The organism is Larsenimonas rhizosphaerae, assembly GCF_023700005.1.
In the GTDB taxonomy this organism is placed as follows: Bacteria; Pseudomonadota; Gammaproteobacteria; order Pseudomonadales; family Halomonadaceae; genus Larsenimonas; species Larsenimonas rhizosphaerae.
The window spans coordinates 376,598-394,954 of record NZ_JAMLJK010000001.1 but is presented as its reverse complement, the minus strand read 5'-3'; the positions used below and the strand labels follow the sequence as shown (position 1 = coordinate 394,954).

Genomic DNA, 18,357 nt, shown 5'->3' with positions numbered 1-18,357 from the left:
TGCCTGTTGACCGGCATGATTCACCCTGGCTCACCAGCGCCGGTCAGGCCAGCGGCCTGACGAAGCAGGATGAGGCGGTCTACACTGCCACGATACCTTCGATACAGGACACCCCCGTTCCATGCGCCTTACCTCTGCATCCCTTTGTCTGGCCTCTGCCCTGCTGACCCTGCCCCTGGCGGCATGGGCAGCTGAACCGGCCACCTCTGACGTGGCGACAGATCGACCCGCAGGGCAGTTGATTCCGGTTTTCGCCTTTCATGACCAAATGCCCACGGGGATCACCGTAACTCGTGATGGTCGCCGCTTTGCAAGCTACCCCCGCTGGGGCGACGGCAACGCCTTTACAGTGGCTGAACTGAAGGATGGCCGGGAAATCCCCTGGCCGAGCAAGGCCATCAATCGCCCGGACATCCAGCATCCGAACGATGCACTGATCAGTGTTCAAAGCGTCGTGGCACCGGGAGATGGCAATGTCTGGCTGCTGGATACCGGCACATTGCCCGACAAGGGCTATGCCGCCAGCGGTCAGGTCAAGGGTGGGCCGAAACTGGTGGCCGTGCGACTGGCGGACAATACGGTCGTGCGAACGCTGCCGGTACCGCCCGAGGCAGCCACCGCGACGACCTACCTGAACGATATGCGTTTTGATTTCAGCAAGGGCAAGGCCGGCGTGGCGTACATGACCGACTCCTCGTTTACCGGCCCTGGCGCCATCATCGTGATGGATCTGGCCAGCGGAGACGCCTGGCGCGTTCTGGACGGTCACCCATCGACCCAGGCGGACCCGGCCATGGTGCCCATCGTCGAAGGCCGGCGCATGACCGCCACAGGCAAGGACGGGCAGCAGGTCGTACGCCGAGTGCCTGCCGATGGCATCGCCCTGTCGCCGGACGGCAGCACCCTCTATTACTCGGCACTGACCGGTCGACACCTTTACAGCGTCCCGACAGCTACCCTGCTGGATCGCCATATCACCGAGGAAGAGGCGGCGCGCACTGTGACTGATCTTGGGGAAAAGGGTGCCTCGGACGGGATGATCATGGATAACAGCGGGCATCTATACGCCACGGATTACGAGCATAATGCCATCCACCGGCTGGACACTCGCACCGGCGACTGGAGCACCATCGCCCATGATCCTCGCCTGCTATGGCCTGACACGCTGTCCATTGGCCCGGATGGGGTATACGTAACCGCCAACCAGCTTCACCGTCAGGCCGCCTTCAATCAGGGCAGGGACCTGCGCCAGCCGCCTTACATGCTCTACCGCCTTGATATGGACGCCGAGCCGGTCGCGCCTGAAAACCGCTGATGCCCCGTTCCTGTCCCCTGCACCGGAACCTCCCGGCGCAGGGGGCAGGACAGCGACACTTACCGGTCAGATAGCTTCCGAGCGAACCAGATAATGCACGCTGAACAACCGATTTTGATCGTGCCACAACGCCCTTGATTCAAACCCGGCCTGCTCGGCCATGCTCAGAAAGCCTTCATCGGAATACTTCCACGAATTTTCCGTATGGATGCTCTCGCCTTCACGGAAGGGAATCCGGCGCCCACCAATCATCACCACCTGATTAAGCTGGCTGACCAGATGCATTTCGATGCGCGAATGCGCCTGGTTCAGAAAGGCGTGATGCGTAAAGCGCTCCGGGTCGATATCGCTGCCCAGCTCATTGGCATAGCGCGTCAGCAGGTTTCGATTGAACGCGGCAGTCACACCGGCGGCATCGTTGTAGGCCGCCTCCAGAATATCCGGGGACTTCATTCGGTCGATTCCGATCAACAGCCCGCCACCCTCAGTGAGCATGGAGCGTAGATTGATCAAAAACTGCAACGCCTCGGCGGGCTCGAAGTTACCGATACTGGAACCGGGGAAAAAGGCCACCGGATGGCCGGCCCCCTTCAGCGCCTCGGGCAATCGCAGCGGTGTGCTGTAATCCGCGCAGGAGGCATGCACATCAAGCCAGGGGTAGTCAGCTGCCAGCCGGCGGGTGCTTTCCAGCAGAAAGGCACGGGAGATATCCACCCCGAGGTAATGGTCCGGGCGGGTCGCCTCCAGCAGCGTGCGCACCTTGCGGCTCGCCCCGCTGCCCAGTTCGACCAGTGTCGCGCCCGGCCCGATGATGCGGGCAATGTCCTCGGCGTGATCCGTCAGAATCTCTTCTTCCGCACGTGTCAGATAGTACTCGGGCTGGCGACATATCCGGTCAAACAGCTCCGAGCCGTGATGATCATAAAAGTACTTGGGGGAGGCCCACTTGGGCGAGTCGGTCAGCCCGGCAATGGCGTCTTCCAGAAAGGTATTGCATGGATCAATCGTGTCCTGCTGATCGTGAAAGCACACTGCGGTTTCCATGGTACAACTCCTGCAAGAGGTCAAGGCCCGCCGGAGGCGGGCCGGCAATTACGTCAGATCCCGCGCCAGCCTGAGACCTGAAAAGGCCCAGCGGGCATCGGGGGGAAAGAAGTTGCGGTAGCTGTCACGAACATGATGCTCAGGTGTCGCGCAGCAGCCACCGCGCAGAACCATCTGGCCGGACATGAACTTGCCGTTGTATTCACCAAGTGTTCCCGGCAGAGGGGCAAACCCCGGATAGGGACGAAAGGCACTGGCTGTCCATTCCCAGATATCGCCGTACATCTGTACCAGGGCCTCATCACTTGCGGCAGCGGCTACCGGTTGATACTGCCCCTGTCCCTGAAAATGCCCGGCGACCGGATACTCCTGCGCGGCGATTTCCCATTCGGCTTCGACAGGCAGTCGGGCACCGGCCCAGCGGGCAAAGGCATCTGCTTCAAAGAAGCTGACATGGCATACCGGAGCGTCCGGGTCGACGGGCTTCAGCCCACCCAGCGTCATGTGGTGCCATACGCCGTCGTGACGCGACCAGTAAAGCGGTGCCGTCCAGCCATGGCTGCGACGAGCCGCCCAGCCATCGGATAGCCAGAGTTCAGTGCGCTCATAACCGCCATCGGCCATGAAGGCCATGTACTCGGCGTTGGTTACCGGACGGCGCGCCAGCGAAAAGGCCGCTTGATATACCCGGTGCCGTGGTGTTTCACAGTCGAAGGTAAAGCCGGTTTCCGGGTCACGCCCGATCTGGCGTACGCCTTCGGGAAAATCCACCCAGCCCTGAGGCCCGGCCGCATCAGCCGAGGGTCTGGCGGCGTCGCTACGGTAGACCGGATGCAGGGGATTCATACCCAGAATGTGCTTGATATCCATCACGAGCAGCTCCTGATGCTGCTGTTCATGATGCAGTCCCAGTTCGACCCGATGCATGATCTCTTCCCGAGCATCTTCCGGCGGTTCACTCAGCAGAGCGGTCATCGCCTGGTCGACGTGCGCACGAAAGGCATGCACCTCCGCCACGGTGGGACGTGACATGGTTCCCCTCAGTGCGCGGGGAAAGGGCGCACCGTGCGTTTCATAATAGGAATTGAACAGGTAATCGAAGGCCGGGTCGATCGGGGTATACCCGGGCAGGAAAGGCTTGAGCAGGAAGGCTTCAAAAAACCAGCTGACATGGGCCAGATGCCATTTGGGCGGACTAACATCCGGCATGCTCTGAATCACATAATCTTCGCACGCCAGCGGTCGGCATATCGCCTCGGACGCCTCGCGCACCTGCCGATAGCGCGTCAGCCATGTGTCCACGCAGGGCGTTTCATCGGGAACAGACGTCCGTGAACCTGATTGCGACATCACTTCCTCCAGACCAGCATTTCATTTGCGCACCGTGACGCTGCACGACGCCATCCCTTCAGCGTAGCCAGGCCCGGAATTTTGGATGTAGTGTTTCGTAACCATCCCGGTGTCCTTCCACCAAAGAACAATCCCATGACGGCTCCGGGCGCCTCGCGGCAAGGAACCACATGCTAGAATGCGCCGGTCCCTTCGTTCATCGAGCTGTCATGTCTGCGTCAACATCACGTTCCATGCCCTCCTCACTGTGGCTGGTTGCCTTCGTACTGATTGCCCTTAATCTGCGGGCGCCGATTGTGGTCATCGGCCCCATCCTGGAACCCATCATGTCGACGTTGTCGATCGGTACCAGCACCGCCAGCCTGCTCACGACCCTGATGATTCTGTGCTTCGGCCTGCTTTCTCCGTTGGCACCGATGGTGGCCGGTCGACTGGGGCTCGACCGCGCGCTGGCCCTGGCGATGATCGCCGTGGCAGTAGGGGGGCTGTTTCGAAGCGTGCCAAGCATCAGCCTCATGATGGCGGGAACGATACTGGCGGGCTTTGGCATTGCCTGCGGCAACGTATTCATGCCAGGGCTGGTAAAGCGCGATAGACCGGAACGCATCGGACCAACCATGGGGATTTATACCGTCGTGCTGGGCATCGGCGCTACGCTGGGTTCCGGCACCGCGGTCATGCTGACCCATGCCTTCGGCACCTGGACGGCCCCGATCCGGCTGTGGGCCCTGCTCGCCCTGCCGGCCTTTGCCATCTGGGCATGGTTTGGAAGCGCCAGACAAGGGCGTGACAACGCGGAAACACCGGTCCCGATTACCGCTCTGCTCAAAAGTCGAGTGGCCTGGACACTGACCTGCTTCATGGGACTGCAATCGCTGGGGTTTTATACGATGCAGACCTGGCTTGCCAAGGTCGTGATCGATGCCGGCGTCAGTGCTGACAGGGCCGCGCTGATGGTCTCCACCATCAATCTGGTCAGCATGCCGGTGAGCTACATCGTGGCCCGCACGGCCGCGCGCAGAGCGCGCCACAGCCTGTTCATTCTGATACTGACCGCCCTGATCGGCACAGCGCTGGCAGGCCTGCTGCTGGCCCCCACGGCACAGCCCCTGCTGTGGGCGGTACTGCTGGGCACCGGTCAGGGGGGCTGTTTTGCCATTTCCCTGACGCTGATCGTACTGCGGGTTCGTCATGCCGAGCATACCGCAGCGCTGTCCGGCATGGCACAAAGTGTGGGCTATCTCATGGCGGCCTGCGGGCCGCTGCTGTTCGGCATGCTGCACAGCCTGACCGGCCGGTGGCAGGCATCGCTGGTCATGATGATCGTGTTCCTGATCGGGCAAAGCGTGGCGGGCGTTCTGATCGGTCGCCCTCACCTGGTGGAGGTCAAGGCATCAAGCCCAGCCGATCGAGGCCGTAAATAGCCTCGTGGCCTGACCGACAGCGGACGCTCCCTGTTGCCCCGGCCCGCGTTCACCCGGGAGACACCACCATGAACACTATCACTCATGCCGCCTTCACCGGCGCGATGGTGCTGCTGATGGGATACCTGACCAGCAGCGTCATCCTCGATAATTTCTTCTTTTATGACTGGCCTCTGGCCCTGCGATGGCAGGTTGCCGGCCTGGGTCTGTGTGCCTGGTTCAGTACCACTGCCGTACTGGGCATCACCGCGCTTCGCCGCAGCAGATCAGGCCAGCGTCACTGAGATTCAGGCACTGGGAATGATCAGCGTATCGCCTGGCTGAATGGCCCGGCCACCGGCAAGGTGGTTGGCCTGCTTCAGCGTGCGAGTGCTGACGTCATGGCGTGCGGCAATCACTGACAGGGAATCCCCCGGGCGCACGGTATAGCGATTCCTTCCTCCGCCAGGCACCGGTTCGCCAGGATGCTCCTTCTGCCAGGCCAGCAGGGAGCCCATAGGTGGCAGGTGCGTGAAGTGATCCTCGATGCCATCGGCAATTGCACGCCCCATATTGTGCTGAAAACTGCTCGAAGCCAGCAGGCGCTCCCCCGCCGCATTCGACAGAAAATCGGTTTCCACCAGCAGGGACGGAATATCCGGTGAGCGCAGTACGGCGAAGTTGGCCTGCTCCACACTGGACTTGAAGATGCGGTTGACCTTGCCGATCTGTTTGAGCAGATCCCGACCGGCTGACAGCGAATCACTGATCTTGCTTTCAAGACTCAGATCCACCAGCGTCTGACGAATCTCCTTGCTGCGCCCCTTCAATGACAACGGCGTGCCGTTGCCTCCGACCATGCTCGAATGGTTTTCCCGTGCGGCCATCCAGCTGGCCATGGTAGACGATGCGCCGTGCGGCGACAGGGCAAAGACCATCGTACCCCGCGGCCTGGAAGAGCTGACCGTGTTGGCATGTATTGATACAAAAAAGTCGGCCTTGTGACGCCGGGCGATATCAACACGCTTTTCAAGCGGGATGAAGTAATCCCCGGTACGGGTCAGAAAGGCATCAAATCCCGGTGTGCGGTTCAGCGTCGCCACCACCTGGCGAGCAATTCCGAGCACTACCGTCTTTTCCTGCACACCATTGTCGCCATGGGCTCCCGGATCATGACCGCCGTGACCGGGGTCGATGGCCACCACGATATCGCGCACTCCCCCCGCAGCGGGTGTGGCCGGATGGGCTGGCGTGCTCGCCGACTGCTGATCGGCCAGGGTCCTGATCGGGTCACTGGAGGTCAGGCTGACCCGGATATGCTCGCCACGCCCGGTGGATTCCGTATCAATTTCCGGCCGGCCGGGGGCGGCGTTCAGATCAAAGACCATGCGAAGGTCACGTCCGTGGCGCGTACCGGAACGCACACCGTCTATCACCGTCCCATCGAAGGCACTGCTGGATGGCTCGGCCGTGCCCAGTGTCGTTCCTGGCAGGTCCAGTACCAGACGCTGGGGATTCTCAAGCGTAAACAGGGAGGGGTCAGTGGATGACGAAACCTGAAGATCCACTACCGTGGTGCCGTCACCGTGACGGACCTGAATCGACGACACCTCGCCTGCCAGAGCAGGCCCACAGACCAGCACCATCAGCCCCAGACACACAGTTAAACCACGACAAAGCAATGACATACCGAAATAATCTTGTTGAGCAACAAAGGGAGCAGAAAATACCATCGCCGTGTCCACCCGAATAGGGGTGTCCTGTCAGCAAGGCGCACAACGCTGTGAGTAATTGTTGCGCGACCACGAAAAAGGGCTGCCCGAAGGCAGCCCTGAGTACAATAAAACGGGGTTAGAACTCGGTCCAGTCGTCGTCGTTGTCGACCGTTGCCACTGATCGTTTGGCGGGCTGGGCGGGCGTTTTGGCTACCGGGGCGCTGCTCGCCGGAGCCAGTGCGCGCGTTGCGGTCGGCTTTTTGGCAACAGGCCTGGACGGTGCTGCCGGCTGATGCGACCTGGAGGGGGAATCGGCCTTGACCGCCGGGCGCTTCGGAGTCATGGGGCGGGTATTGTCCACCTTGAAGAAAGCCATCTGCTGAAGCAGTTCGCGGGCCTGATCTTCCAGTGACTGGCTGGCAGCAGTAGACTGCTCGACCAGGCTGGCATTTTGCTGTGTCACGCCATCCATCTGGGAGATGGCCGTATTGATCTGGTCGATCCCCTGCGCCTGCTCCTTGCTGGCAGTCGCGATTTCACTGACCAGGGTACGTACCTGACTGACGCCACTGGAGATTTCATCCAGGCTTTGTCCAGCCGTCACCACCAGCGCCGAACCGGCTTCTACCCGCACCACACTCTGCTCGACCAACTGCTTGATTTCACGCGCGGCATCGGCACTGCGGCTGGCCAGTGTTCGTACTTCAGAGGCCACAACGGCAAACCCACGCCCCTGTTCACCGGCACGCGCGGCTTCAACGGCAGCATTCAGTGCCAGCAGGTTGGTTTGGAAGGCAATGGTATCGATCATGCCCACGATACCGGCGATCTGCTGGCTGGAGGCACTGATCTCGGACATCGCACCGACAGCTTCCTGCGCAACGCGACCGCCGTTCTCTGCCTTCTGACTCACTCCGTTGACCAGTTCATCAGCCCGCGTGGCATTATCGGCATTCTGGCGTACCGTGGTGGTGATCTCCTCCATCGAGGCCGCCGTTTCTTCAAGGCTTGCTGCCTGCTCCTGGGTACGACGGTTCAGGTCATTGTTGCCCTGACTGATTTCCGCCGACGACATGCTGACGGAATCAGCATTGAGCCGTACCGCGTTGACCACCTCGGCCAGCTTGAGCTTCATGCCCTGCAGGGCGCCCAGCATATCGCCGAATTCATCCTTGCAGGTCACATCGATATCCGCATCCAGCCGCCCTTCAGCGAGGGATTCGGCAAATTCACGCGCCTTGCTCAGCGGCATCATGATGCCGCGGATCAGCCAGAACGCCAGAGCGATCGCAAGACCAATGGCCAGCGCCATGGTGCCCATCAGCAGGGTGCTCATGAAGGCATAGTCGGACTGACCGGTTTCGAAATTTTCTGCTGCCGCGTCCACGTTGGAGTCGATGACCTGCTCCAGATCGGCAAGCACCAGACCGTAGTCGGCACGTACTTCATCACTGAGTACGCGCTCGGCCTCTGCAAACTGACCGGCAGCGGCGAGGTCCAGGGCGTGGTTAAAGTTGTTACGCAGGGTGGCAACATGCTGTTCATAGCTGTTTCGTGCGCCCTGCTCACGAGCATCAGGCACACTCGCCTTCTTGTATTTGGCCCAGTCGCCATCCACTTTCTGAACCTGGGCATCCACCTTGGCCCTTATAGCCGGGATCAGGGCGGGGTCTTCGTTGATCAGGGCTGCATTAAGCTGAATACGGTTCATCAGGATGCCGTTGTTTACCACGCCAAGCATCTGAATGGGGATAAGGTTATTGGTATAGGTGTCGCGCAGATCTTCCTGCCCCTGCCGGGAAGAGTAGATACCCAGGGCTCCCACCCCCACCAGCAGGGCGACACACAAGCCCAGACTGGCAGCCAGGCGTAACTTGACGCTTCGATTCAGAAACATGAGACGGTCTCTCCGAATTCAGGCACTCGAGGGATTTTCAAGCGCTCGGGCACGCTGCAGTGATAATGGGTGATGTAGCCACCGCACGATCCAGTGCCTGGCTTACTCTCTGGGAGTTACGGCTCAGCGCGCAAAAACTGGAGCAGTAATTGCTAAAGAACCTGTCAGGATGTCAGTGCCCATCTGCCAGTGCCTGTCGTCATGGCCCGGAGCCCCCGTGGCAAGCGGCTCATGACTGTTGTCGATAGCGTATTCAAGTGAAAAATGCCCTCGGTGATAGCAAGGATTATCTCGCTGCCAACGGAGTTCAGGCACATACTTCAGCGCATCGATGGGATTGCCTGAAAAGAAACCTGACAGGATGTCGGGTGACATGGATGTTTTACACAGGACGTGTGTCTTATCTTACGGCCCGGTTGGCAGGTTCGCTCTCAGTGCACCTGCCAACCGGGCCGTTTTTATGTCGGTGAAAGGAACTCCCTGGACATATCATGCGAATTCTTGTCGTTATGTAACCCCTTGCTGCAGGTTAAGGGGGTCAGTCCATGGCGACGGGTATGGTGTCATTTCGCATGGATGCGCGGTGCCGGGAGAGCAACCGGATATTGCTTTATTTCGGCACCACTTCCTGCTTCCCCCGCCCGCATCACACTACCGTGCGGTACCTTCAAACAGTGGATTGCGCTGCGCGCCATATGTCCATAAACTTGGACACATGGACTCAAATGATGCCGTACCTCTGTTTGCCGCGCTGGCCCAGCCCACACGACTGGCTGCGTTTCGATTGCTGGTCACTCACCTGCCGGCAGGCTTGCCCGCAGGGGATATCGCCCGCCGACTGGATGTTCCACATAACACCATGTCCTCTCACCTGGCGGTGCTTGAGCGGGCAGGACTGGTCTCCAGCCAGCGCCAGAGCCGCCTGATGATCTATCAGGCCCGGCTGGAGCGCGTGAATGACATGATCGACTTTCTGGCCCGCGACTGCTGTGGCGGCCATCCGGACCTGTGCCAGCCCGCAGGCAGCCTATCTTCTACCCACACGGGAGACCCCCATGACCAGCCGGATCTATCACAACCCTGACTGCGGGACGTCCCGCAATACACTGGCCATCATGCACGCCTCGCAGCAGGCACCGCAGGTCATAGAATACATGACGACCCCGCCCGATCGCCCCACGCTGGTTCGGTTACTGGCCGACATGAACATGGCGCCTCGCGAGCTGTTGCGCCAAAAGGAATCGGTTTATACCACTCTGGGGCTGGATGATCCGATGCTTTCCGATGAACATCTGATTGATGCCATGCTGGCGAATCCCGTGCTGATCAACCGCCCCATCGTGGTGACCCCCCGCGGCACCCGACTGTGTCGCCCCTCCGAGGCCGTCATGCCCCTGCTGGATACCCCGGTGACCTCCTTTACCAAGGAAGATGGCGACACGATTGTCTTTCCTTCAGCGCCCTGACAAGCATTGATCACGCACCACATCGGGAAGAATGCGGCATGACAGCTTTCATTATTTTCATCATCACATTGACGCTGGTGATCTGGCAGCCCAGGGGGCTGGGTATTGGCTGGAGCGCCGCTGGAGGCGCGCTGGCAGCACTGGCCATGGGCGTGGTGACCCCCGGAGATGTTGAAACGGTCTGGCATATCGTGTGGGACGCCACCTTCACGTTTGTGGCGCTGATCATCCTGTCACTGATTCTGGATGAAGCAGGATTCTTCGCCTGGGCGGCCCTGCATGTCACGCGCTGGGGCCGCGGTAACGGCCACGCCCTGTTTCTCCTGATCATTGTACTGGGAGCGGTCATTGCAGCGTTTTTTGCCAATGATGGCGCGGCGCTGCTGCTGACACCGATTGTGCTGGCCATCCTGACCCGGTTGAACGTATCACCGGCCGCCTCGTTCGCGTTCATCATTGCCACCGGGTTCGTGGCCGACACCACCAGCCTGCCGCTGGTCATCTCCAACCTGGTCAATATTGTCAGCGCCAACTTCTTTGACGTGTCCTTCACCCGATACGCTCTGGTGATGGTACCGGTCAATCTGGTCTCGCTTGCCGCTACCCTGCTGGTGCTCTGGTGCTTTTTCAGGCGTGCCCTGCCAGGCCGCTACTCGCTGGAAACCCTTGAGCGTCCGGCCTCTGCCCTGCGGGACCGGGCGGTATTCTTCGCCGCGTTTCCACTTCTGGGACTGCTGATCGCGGCCCTGTTTCTGACAGCACACCAGCAGTGGCCGGTCAGTGTCCTGATGGTGCCGGCGGCTCTGATACTGCTGGCCATCGCCGGCCGGGTGGGGGTTCGCGCAGCACCGGTCATTTCGGTTCGCCAGGTGCTGATTTCGGCTCCCTGGCAGATCGTGCTTTTTTCGATGGGAATGTATCTCGTGGTATATGGCCTGGGGCAGGCATGGCTGACGGAATATGCCGCCATGGCCCTGACCTGGCTTGGCAGCCATGGTCCGGCAGTCGCCACTCTGGGTACCGGTATCGCCGCGGCGCTTCAGGCGTCGATTGTCAATAACATGCCATCGACCCTGATCGGGGCGCTGGCCATAGATCAGGCCCAGGTATCGTCACTGACGCGTGAACTGATGGTCTATGCCAATGTGATCGGCAACGACCTGGGGCCCAAACTGACACCGATCGGCAGTCTGGCCACTCTGCTGTGGCTGCATGTGCTCAGCGGCAAGGGGCACCACATCGGCTGGGGACAGTACATGAAGACAGGGCTGATTCTGACACCGCTGGTGCTGTTGTCTTCCCTTCTGGCGCTGCTGGGCTGGGTATGGCTGCTTCATCATTGACGAAGGCCCGGCACGGCTGCTGGCGTGAATGACGCCGCGTTCATCGACAGGACGGCTGCATCGACATGGGATCGACCGGACGGCCAAAGTAGAATCCCTGTAGATGGGAGCATCCTTCACGCTCCAGTACGCCGGCCTGTTCAAGGTCCTCGACACCTTCAGCAGTGATCTTGATGCCCAGGCTGGCCCCCAGACTGGCAATGGCCTTGATGATGGCCCGGGCCTGCTGGCTGCTGCATATTTCGTTGACGAAGCTACGATCAATCTTGATCCGATCGAAGGCAAAGGAACGCAGGTAATGAAGCGATGAGTAACCGGTACCGAAATCATCCAGCGCAATACTGACGCCGAGATCCTTCAGGGCTCTCAATGTATGAATATTGCGCTGACTGGTATCCAGCAAAATGGACTCGGTAATTTCAAGCTCAAGTCGTGAAGGCTCAAGTCCGGACAGGGCAAGTGCCTTGCGCACCTGCTCCACGAGAGTAGAGCGCTCGAACTGCACCGGGGACAGGTTGACGGCCACCGTTAGATGATCAGGCCATGTGGCCGCTTCCCGACAGGCCTCCTGCAGAACCCACTCCCCGATGTCATGAATCGCCCCGATACGCTCGGCCACAGGAATGAATTCCATCGGTGAGACCATGCCACGCTCTGGATGCCGCCAGCGAAGCAGGGCTTCCTGACCCGATGCCGCATGGTTGCCGGCCTGCATCACCGGCTGGTAGTACAGCACCAGTTCCTCTCGCATCAATGCCTGGCGAAGCTCGGTTTCCATGCCCAGTCGCTCGCAGGCAGCGTCGTGAAGCTCCGGCGTAAAGCAGGCCCAGCGCCCACGGCCACCGCGCTTGGCCTCGTACATGGCCATGTCGGCTGCCTTCATCAGTTCTTCTGACGTATCGATCAGCTCGGAGGTAATGGCCACGCCGATACTCAGGCCGATCTGAAGGGAATGATGATCGATTTCAATGCCTCGCTGGCACTCGGCCAACAGGGTTTCGGCCCGCTTTACCAGATCACCCATGCACCGACAGTTCGGCACGATCAGGGCAAATTCATCACCACCAAGCCGCGCCAGTATTTCATGAGGCGTCAGGGCACTACTCAGACTTGAGGCCAGCTCGGCCAGCACGGCATCGCCGATGTGATGCCCCAGTACATCATTGATGTCCTTGAAGTTATCCAGATCCACCATCAACACGCCCGTCGGCATCTGTCGCAGGCTTCCGGGTTTCAGTGCCTCATCAAGGTAGTGAAGAAATCGGGCCCGGTTGGGCAGGCCGGTCAGCACATCATGGTGTGCCATGAAATTGATATTGGCCTGGTGCTCGTGAATTTCGGTGACGTTCTCGATCAGGTACAACAGATAGTCGCTGTCATCGGTCTCCTGATGGATCGACAGCACCTTGCACTTGAGGTGCTGTACCCCGTGGGCTCCGTGATGTAAAAGCAGGGTTTCCTCGGAGGCACCGATGTCTGCGACACGTCTGGCCTGCGGAGCAAGCCGCATGATCAGCTCGCCCACGGAAGGAAGGGTGTCATCTTCAACCCGGTGCCCTTGCATACTGTCGAGTACGATATCGCCGGTGGCCAGGCTCTGCACCAGCACATGCATCGGAATATTGGTAATCACGGCCTGAAGAAAGGTCGATAGTTCGGCAAGCTCAAGGTTGCGGCGTGCGGTATCTTCATGTGCCAAGGCCAGCGCCCTTTCACGATGTCGACGCTCGGTGATATCACGGGTTATCTTGGCAAATCCGATCAGAAGGCCGTTATCGTCATACACCGCATCAATGACGACGCTGGCACAGAACGGCTCTCCATCGTGGCGCAGCCGCCATCCTTCTTCCTCGAAACGGCCATGACGCCGTGCATGCACCAGATTTTCATGGGGCTGGTTTCTTTTACGATCCTGCTCGGAATAGAAGATACTGAAATGGCGGCCAATGATGTCTTCCGGCGTATACCCCTTGATGCGACAGGCGCCGGTATTCCAGTTCATCACATGCCCTTCCGGGTCGAGAAGGTAAATGGCGTAGTCAACAATGTTGTTGACCAACTGCTTGTAGATACCGTCGTCACTGTTATTCATGGCGTACCATCTGTTTTCGTCTCGGGGCGATACATTACTTTTCTGCCTGCTCTTTCGAGTATCGACCACTGCTTGAATGTATTAAGTGTCAAGTAGCCCGCAAATCACGATATGAAGATATATCGCAGCGCGCCGATAAGGCTTTCATGGCTGGCTCAGGTGACCTCACACATGCGTACATTCAAACTTTCCACTCCGTTTCGCGGGCTTCCCTGGGCTGCTGCAGCCGTGATCATGGTGGCCACTCTCATGCTGGAGCACTGGTACGAACAGCAGCGTGATCAATACGCCCAGCAGGCCTTTACGGCCATTGCTCAAGACACGACCAACAACATCAAAAGACGCATGCATGATCACGAGCTGATTCTCAGGGGCGGCGCGGGGCTGTGGGATGCCAGCGACGAGGTCAGCCGAAAGGAATGGCGTCAGTATTTTGATCGCCTGTCGCTCGATGAGCATTACCCGGGGATACTCGGGTTCGGCTATAGCCGGATTCTGACGCCAGAGCAGGTTCCTGACTTTGAACGTCAGGTACAGGAAGAAGGGTTCAGCAGCTTCAAGGTGCACCCGCCCGGCAATCGGACGCTTTACAGCTCCATTCTCTACCTGGAACCATTTTCGGGCCGTAACCTCTCCGCGTTCGGCTACGACATGTATTCTCAAAAGACCCGCAGGGCAGCGATGGAGCGGGCTGTTGATCTCAATGAAACCGCCATGTCGGCCCGGGTAACGCTCGTGCAGGAAACCGATGACGAGGAAATACAGGCCGGCATGCTGATCTATGTCCCGGTCTACAAGGAAGGGTTACCCGTTGCTACCCGGGAAGAGCGCTGGGAAGCGCTGAAAGGCTTTGTTTACAGCCCATACCGGATGGGTGATCTGATGAAAGGTGTAGGCTATGGCGATGTCGGCTTCAAGGTATTTGATGGTAACAAGCCGGACCGTAACAAGCTGATGTATGCCTCATTCGGAAGCGAAGATTTTGATGGCAAAACCGCTCGCTTTCATAGTGTTGTGACGATGTCCTTTTTCGGCCGCGACTGGACCCTGTGCTATTTCAGCCGGCCTCGTTTCGAAAACAAGTATGCCTCTCAGGCCGAGGAATTGATTCTGCCCGCCGGCATGGCACTGGCCCTGCTGGCCTTCATTCTGGTTCATGTCCTGATCAATCGGCAGCAAAAGGCAGAACAGCTGGCCAGGCGCATGACCCGAACCATTCGTCACAACGAACGAGAGCTGCAGGAGGTCAAGGACCGTCAGGCCCGAGTACTGGCCGGCAGCAGCGATGGCTGGTGGGAGCATAACCTGGAAGAGGACAGCGTCTATTTTTCCGAGCGCTGGTGGTCGCTTCTTGGCTACGAAAACGACATGCCGGAGGATTCGACCATGACGCTTGAAGCCCTGATGCATCCGAATGATCGTGCCAGGACCATGGCTTTTTTCAAGGCGCTGCTGTCCTCTGACGAGATTGACTTCAGCACCGAATTTAGACTTCAGCACAAGGATGGTCATTACACGCCGTTCCTCTCCCGGGGGATGGTCCAGCGCGACCATAACGGCAAGGCCATTCGCATCAGTGGGGCCAATACCGATCTGACCGAACGAAACCGGGTTGACGAGATGAAGCGCGGGTTTGTCTCCACCGTGAGCCATGAACTTCGCACGCCATTGACCTCGATTGCCGGGTCGCTGACGCTGATCGACAGTGGCGCCCTGGGCGAAATACCTGACCCGATGAAACCCATGTTCGAGGTGGCCCGCCTCAACAGTGAACGGCTGACCCTATTGATCAATGATCTGCTGGACATGGACAAGCTGCTGGCGGGCAAGATGACACTGGAACTGGCCGAATATGCTCTGGACAGCCTGGTGGACGAAAGCCTCAAGGCCAATCTGGGCTATGCTGAAAAATTCAGTATTCAGCTGGCCGCAGACCGGATTGATCCGGTACGGATCAATGTGGATGCCCTGCGATTTCAGCAGATCATCTCCAACTTCATCTCCAATGCCATCAAGTTTTCCCCTGCCGGAGAGCAGGTGCGGGTGCACTCGCACGTCGACAGTAACCAGGTCACGGTGTCCATTACCGACCTCGGCCCGGGCATTCCTGAAGAGTTTCAGGAACGGATTTTCCAGAAGTTCTCTCAGGCCGACACCTCGGATACCCGTACCAAGGGCGGCACCGGGCTGGGGCTGGCCATCGCCCGCGAGCTGGCAGAGCACATGAATGCCACTGTCGGGTTCGATACAGTCCAGGGCGAAGGCTCGACCTTCTGGATCAAGCTGCCCTGCACACCGGCACCGGCGCAGGCATAAGGCGCACCACGCCGCTTACCTGGTTTGCAACACGACAGCCGTCTACTACCTTTGTCGAACAGGGCGTCAGGAAGATGCCCTTTTACCGACATCAGGGAGCAGAACATGACCCGACTTGCACACCGTATTACCGTGATTACCGGTGCCGCGACCGGTATCGGACAGGCCACCGCCCACCTTTTTGCCGAACATGGCGCTACCGTCATATGCGCCGACAGGAACATCGATACGCTGAAGGCCACTGTTGAAGCCATCCAGGATGCCGGCGGCCAGGCGCAGGCCCATGAGCTGGACGTATCCAGTGAGGACGCAGTAAAGGCCTTTGCCGACGCCGTTCGACGCGAGCATGGCCACATTGATGTGCTGTTCAACAATGCCGGCATTGATCAGGAAGGCGGTAAATTGCATGAATACCCTACCGAGCTGTTTGACCAGATCATCAGCGTGGATCTTCGTGGCACCTTTCTGGTCAGCAAATACCTGATCCCTCTGATGCTGGACAACGGCGGTTCGATCATCAATGTTTCGTCCATGTCCGGACTGGCTGCCGATCTGGACCGTTCCGGCTATAACGCAGCCAAGGGAGGCATTACCAACCTGACCAAAGCCATGGCGATCGATTACGGCCGTCACCGCATTCGCGTCAATGGTATTGCTCCCGGCACGATCGAAACACCGCTGGTCGATAGCCTGGCCGGCGAGCCGGATGATGACGATGGCAAGAAGTTTCGCGATGCCCAGACCTGGGTCACCCCGCTGGGCCGGCTCGGCAAGCCCCGCGAAATGGCCTCTGTCGCACTGTTTCTTGCCAGTGACGATTCAAGCTTTGTGACCGGTGAGACCATCCTCGCCGATGGTGGCGTGATGGCATATACCTGGCCTGGCAAGATGCTGTTTGAAGCGGGCTGGAAGGAATCCACTGAATAAGTCTGCTGCCTGAATTATTGCGACAGACCAGAAACGGGCGGTACCGGTCTCGGGCCCGTGCTGCCCGTCTGCATGTGCCAGCGCCCTGTATCCACGAATGGACGCCAAGCAGGCATCGCGCCAGTGACAGCAGACTGGCTGGCGAACGAATGCGACTATCGTCTAAAATCGACACCTTGTATATTCCGACGGCGCCATCTACCTGCCCTGCCGGCTTGCGTCGCCGAACTACCCCCGCCCTGCTCACCCTTGCCTGATACGCGGTCATTGACTGCACTGCGGGTAGAGCCTGTCACATACGCCTGAGGTTTCATGACCCGTCACACACACCCTCTGCTCGTTTTGCTGGCGCTTGCCACCGGCGGCTTCGCCATCGGCACGACCGAGTTCGCCACCATGAGCCTGCTGCCCTTCATTCAAAGCGACATGGCCATTTCACCCTCCACGGCCAGCCACGTCATCAGCGTTTATGCACTCGGCGTGGTCATCGGCGCGCCGGTCATTACAGTGCTGGCTGCCAGGATCGATCGCAAATGGCTGCTTCTGGCGCTGATGGGGCTGTTTGCGATCGGTAATGGCCTGAGCGCCGTCGCGTCGGACTATGGCTCACTGATTCTGTTTCGCTTCATCAGCGGCCTGCCTCACGGCGCCTATTTTGGCCTGGCCGCGCTGATGGCGGCATCGGTCGTTTCAAGCGGCAAGCGCACCCGGGCAGTCGGCATGATGATGATGGGACTGACGGTCGCCACCATTGTCGGGGTGCCACTCGCCACCTGGCTTGGCAACGTGTTCGGCTGGCGTTTCGGCTTCTGGCTGGTCACCGCACTGGCCCTGCTGACGGTAGTGATGATCGCCCTGTTTGCCCCGAAAACCGGGGTAGCCACGGCGCAAAGTGCCAAAAGCGAACTGCGCGCCCTCAGCAACAGTGCGGTGCTGTTGACGCTCGCCATTGGTGCCATCGGCTTTGGCGGCATGTTCGCGGTATACACCTATCTAACCGCCACACTTGATCACGTCACCCATATGTCAGCGCATGCCATGCCGCTGATTCTCGCCATATTCGGGCTTGGCATGACGGTGGGCAACGTGATTCTGCCCCGCTTCGCCGACCGCTCCCTGATGCCGACGGCAGGCGGGCTACTGCTCTGGAGCGCGGCAGCACTGGCAGCGTTCCCGCTGGTTGCGGATAACCCGGTGCTGATTGCAATCGATGTGTTCTGCATCGGCATGAGCGGTGCGCTCGGCACCATTTTGCAGACGCGCCTGATGGATGTGGCGGGCGAGGCACAAAATCTGGCTGCCGCGCTCAATCACGTCGCCTTCAACATGGCCAACGCCCTCGGGCCGTGGCTTGCAGGCCTTGCCCTGGCCTTCGGCTTCGGCTACCGCTCGACTGGCGTGGTCGGCTGTTGCCTGGCCCTGGGCGGCCTCGCGATATGGGCAGTGGCTCGCCGGCAGGAAAAACGTCAGCGTCACGCCGCCGCGTGAT

15 protein-coding genes are annotated in these 18,357 nt (G+C 59.5%); 9 read left to right on the top strand and 6 right to left on the bottom strand.

What is annotated here, in order from left to right:
* The first annotated feature begins 121 nt into the window (after positions 1–121).
* Positions 122–1,315 (top strand): L-dopachrome tautomerase-related protein, encoded by a 1,194-nt coding sequence (locus NAT21_RS01765; RefSeq protein ID WP_250935200.1) that lies wholly within the window; start codon positions 122–124, stop codon positions 1,313–1,315.
* Positions 1,316–1,381: 66 nt separating this feature from the next.
* On the opposite strand, the gene egtD is transcribed toward NAT21_RS01765, so the two are convergent.
* Together egtD and egtB are read right to left on the bottom strand one after the other, a co-directional pair.
* Positions 1,382–2,359 (bottom strand): L-histidine N(alpha)-methyltransferase, encoded by a 978-nt coding sequence (gene egtD / locus NAT21_RS01760; protein ID WP_250935199.1) that lies wholly within the window; start codon positions 2,357–2,359, stop codon positions 1,382–1,384.
* A 48-nt stretch (positions 2,360–2,407) separates the two neighbouring features.
* Positions 2,408–3,709 carry an ergothioneine biosynthesis protein EgtB gene (gene egtB, locus NAT21_RS01755; RefSeq protein WP_250935198.1) on the bottom strand — a complete coding sequence of 434 codons (1,302 nt, stop codon included), beginning with the start codon at positions 3,707–3,709 and terminating at the stop codon, positions 2,408–2,410.
* 209 nt (positions 3,710–3,918) lie between these two features.
* Between egtB and NAT21_RS01750 the strand changes: the two genes are divergently transcribed.
* Positions 3,919–5,133 (top strand): CynX/NimT family MFS transporter, encoded by a 1,215-nt coding sequence (locus NAT21_RS01750; protein WP_250935197.1) that lies wholly within the window; start codon positions 3,919–3,921, stop codon positions 5,131–5,133.
* Between the two features lie 68 nt (positions 5,134–5,201).
* Positions 5,202–5,417, top strand: coding sequence for a hypothetical protein (locus NAT21_RS01745; RefSeq protein WP_250935195.1), 216 nt, complete (start codon positions 5,202–5,204; stop codon positions 5,415–5,417).
* Positions 5,418–5,420: 3 nt separating this feature from the next.
* On the opposite strand, the gene NAT21_RS01740 is transcribed toward NAT21_RS01745, so the two are convergent.
* The 3 genes from NAT21_RS01740 to NAT21_RS01730 all read right to left on the bottom strand — a co-directional run bounded on the left by NAT21_RS01740 (position 5,421) and on the right by NAT21_RS01730 (position 9,099).
* Positions 5,421–6,800, bottom strand: coding sequence for an N-acetylmuramoyl-L-alanine amidase (locus NAT21_RS01740; protein ID WP_250935193.1), 1,380 nt, complete (start codon positions 6,798–6,800; stop codon positions 5,421–5,423).
* Positions 6,801–6,963: 163 nt separating this feature from the next.
* Positions 6,964–8,724, bottom strand: a complete 1,761-nt coding sequence (locus NAT21_RS01735; RefSeq protein ID WP_250935191.1) for a methyl-accepting chemotaxis protein — start codon at positions 8,722–8,724, stop codon at positions 6,964–6,966.
* A gap of 123 nt (positions 8,725–8,847) precedes the next feature.
* Positions 8,848–9,099 carry a hypothetical protein gene (locus tag NAT21_RS01730; protein ID WP_250935189.1) on the bottom strand — a complete coding sequence of 84 codons (252 nt, stop codon included), beginning with the start codon at positions 9,097–9,099 and terminating at the stop codon, positions 8,848–8,850.
* 340 nt (positions 9,100–9,439) lie between these two features.
* Here NAT21_RS01730 and NAT21_RS01725 point away from each other — a divergent pair, with 340 nt between their 5' ends.
* Genes NAT21_RS01725 through NAT21_RS01715 form a run of 3 tightly spaced genes read left to right on the top strand, consistent with a single transcriptional unit; the run spans position 9,440 to position 11,533 of the window.
* Positions 9,440–9,808 (top strand): ArsR/SmtB family transcription factor, encoded by a 369-nt coding sequence (locus NAT21_RS01725; protein WP_250935187.1) that lies wholly within the window; start codon positions 9,440–9,442, stop codon positions 9,806–9,808.
* The gene (gene arsC, locus NAT21_RS01720) at positions 9,780–10,190 is read left to right on the top strand and encodes an arsenate reductase (glutaredoxin) (RefSeq protein ID WP_250935184.1); all 411 of its coding nucleotides are present in this window, start codon (positions 9,780–9,782) and stop codon (positions 10,188–10,190) included. The genes NAT21_RS01725 and arsC overlap by 29 nt, the downstream gene beginning before the upstream one ends.
* Before the next feature lie 38 nt (positions 10,191–10,228).
* A complete protein-coding gene (locus tag NAT21_RS01715) occupies positions 10,229–11,533 on the top strand; it encodes an arsenic transporter (protein ID WP_250935182.1) in 1,305 nt (434 codons plus the stop codon).
* Between the two features lie 40 nt (positions 11,534–11,573).
* Here NAT21_RS01715 and NAT21_RS01710 read toward each other — a convergent pair whose 3' ends face one another.
* Positions 11,574–13,625, bottom strand: a complete 2,052-nt coding sequence (locus tag NAT21_RS01710; protein WP_250935180.1) for a sensor domain-containing protein — start codon at positions 13,623–13,625, stop codon at positions 11,574–11,576.
* Between the two features lie 171 nt (positions 13,626–13,796).
* On the opposite strand from NAT21_RS01710, the gene NAT21_RS01705 reads away from it, so the two are divergent.
* The 3 genes from NAT21_RS01705 to NAT21_RS01695 all read left to right on the top strand — a co-directional run bounded on the left by NAT21_RS01705 (position 13,797) and on the right by NAT21_RS01695 (position 18,356).
* Complete coding sequence (locus NAT21_RS01705; RefSeq protein WP_250935178.1) at positions 13,797–15,941, top strand: CHASE domain-containing sensor histidine kinase; 2,145 nt, start codon at positions 13,797–13,799, stop codon at positions 15,939–15,941.
* Between the two features lie 105 nt (positions 15,942–16,046).
* Positions 16,047–16,868, top strand: a complete 822-nt coding sequence (locus NAT21_RS01700) for an SDR family oxidoreductase (protein WP_250935176.1) — start codon at positions 16,047–16,049, stop codon at positions 16,866–16,868.
* Between the two features lie 312 nt (positions 16,869–17,180).
* Positions 17,181–18,356 (top strand): MFS transporter, encoded by a 1,176-nt coding sequence (locus tag NAT21_RS01695; protein ID WP_250935174.1) that lies wholly within the window; start codon positions 17,181–17,183, stop codon positions 18,354–18,356.
* Position 18,357: the final 1 nt, after the last annotated feature.

Coding starts and splice junctions, on each gene's coding strand:
- egtB (WP_250935198.1), bottom strand. CDS start 3,709: ATGTCGCAATCAGGTTCACGGACGTCTGTTCCCGATGAAACGCCCTGC.
- NAT21_RS01705 (WP_250935178.1), top strand. CDS start 13,797: ATGCGTACATTCAAACTTTCCACTCCGTTTCGCGGGCTTCCCTGGGCT.
- NAT21_RS01710 (WP_250935180.1), bottom strand. CDS start 13,625: ATGAATAACAGTGACGACGGTATCTACAAGCAGTTGGTCAACAACATT.
- NAT21_RS01715 (WP_250935182.1), top strand. CDS start 10,229: ATGACAGCTTTCATTATTTTCATCATCACATTGACGCTGGTGATCTGG.
- NAT21_RS01725 (WP_250935187.1), top strand. CDS start 9,440: ATGGACTCAAATGATGCCGTACCTCTGTTTGCCGCGCTGGCCCAGCCC.
- NAT21_RS01745 (WP_250935195.1), top strand. CDS start 5,202: ATGAACACTATCACTCATGCCGCCTTCACCGGCGCGATGGTGCTGCTG.
- NAT21_RS01735 (WP_250935191.1), bottom strand. CDS start 8,724: ATGTTTCTGAATCGAAGCGTCAAGTTACGCCTGGCTGCCAGTCTGGGC.
- NAT21_RS01730 (WP_250935189.1), bottom strand. CDS start 9,099: ATGTCACCCGACATCCTGTCAGGTTTCTTTTCAGGCAATCCCATCGAT.
- egtD (WP_250935199.1), bottom strand. CDS start 2,359: ATGGAAACCGCAGTGTGCTTTCACGATCAGCAGGACACGATTGATCCA.
- NAT21_RS01750 (WP_250935197.1), top strand. CDS start 3,919: ATGTCTGCGTCAACATCACGTTCCATGCCCTCCTCACTGTGGCTGGTT.
- arsC (WP_250935184.1), top strand. CDS start 9,780: ATGACCAGCCGGATCTATCACAACCCTGACTGCGGGACGTCCCGCAAT.
- NAT21_RS01695 (WP_250935174.1), top strand. CDS start 17,181: ATGACCCGTCACACACACCCTCTGCTCGTTTTGCTGGCGCTTGCCACC.
- NAT21_RS01765 (WP_250935200.1), top strand. CDS start 122: ATGCGCCTTACCTCTGCATCCCTTTGTCTGGCCTCTGCCCTGCTGACC.
- NAT21_RS01740 (WP_250935193.1), bottom strand. CDS start 6,800: ATGTCATTGCTTTGTCGTGGTTTAACTGTGTGTCTGGGGCTGATGGTG.
- NAT21_RS01700 (WP_250935176.1), top strand. CDS start 16,047: ATGACCCGACTTGCACACCGTATTACCGTGATTACCGGTGCCGCGACC.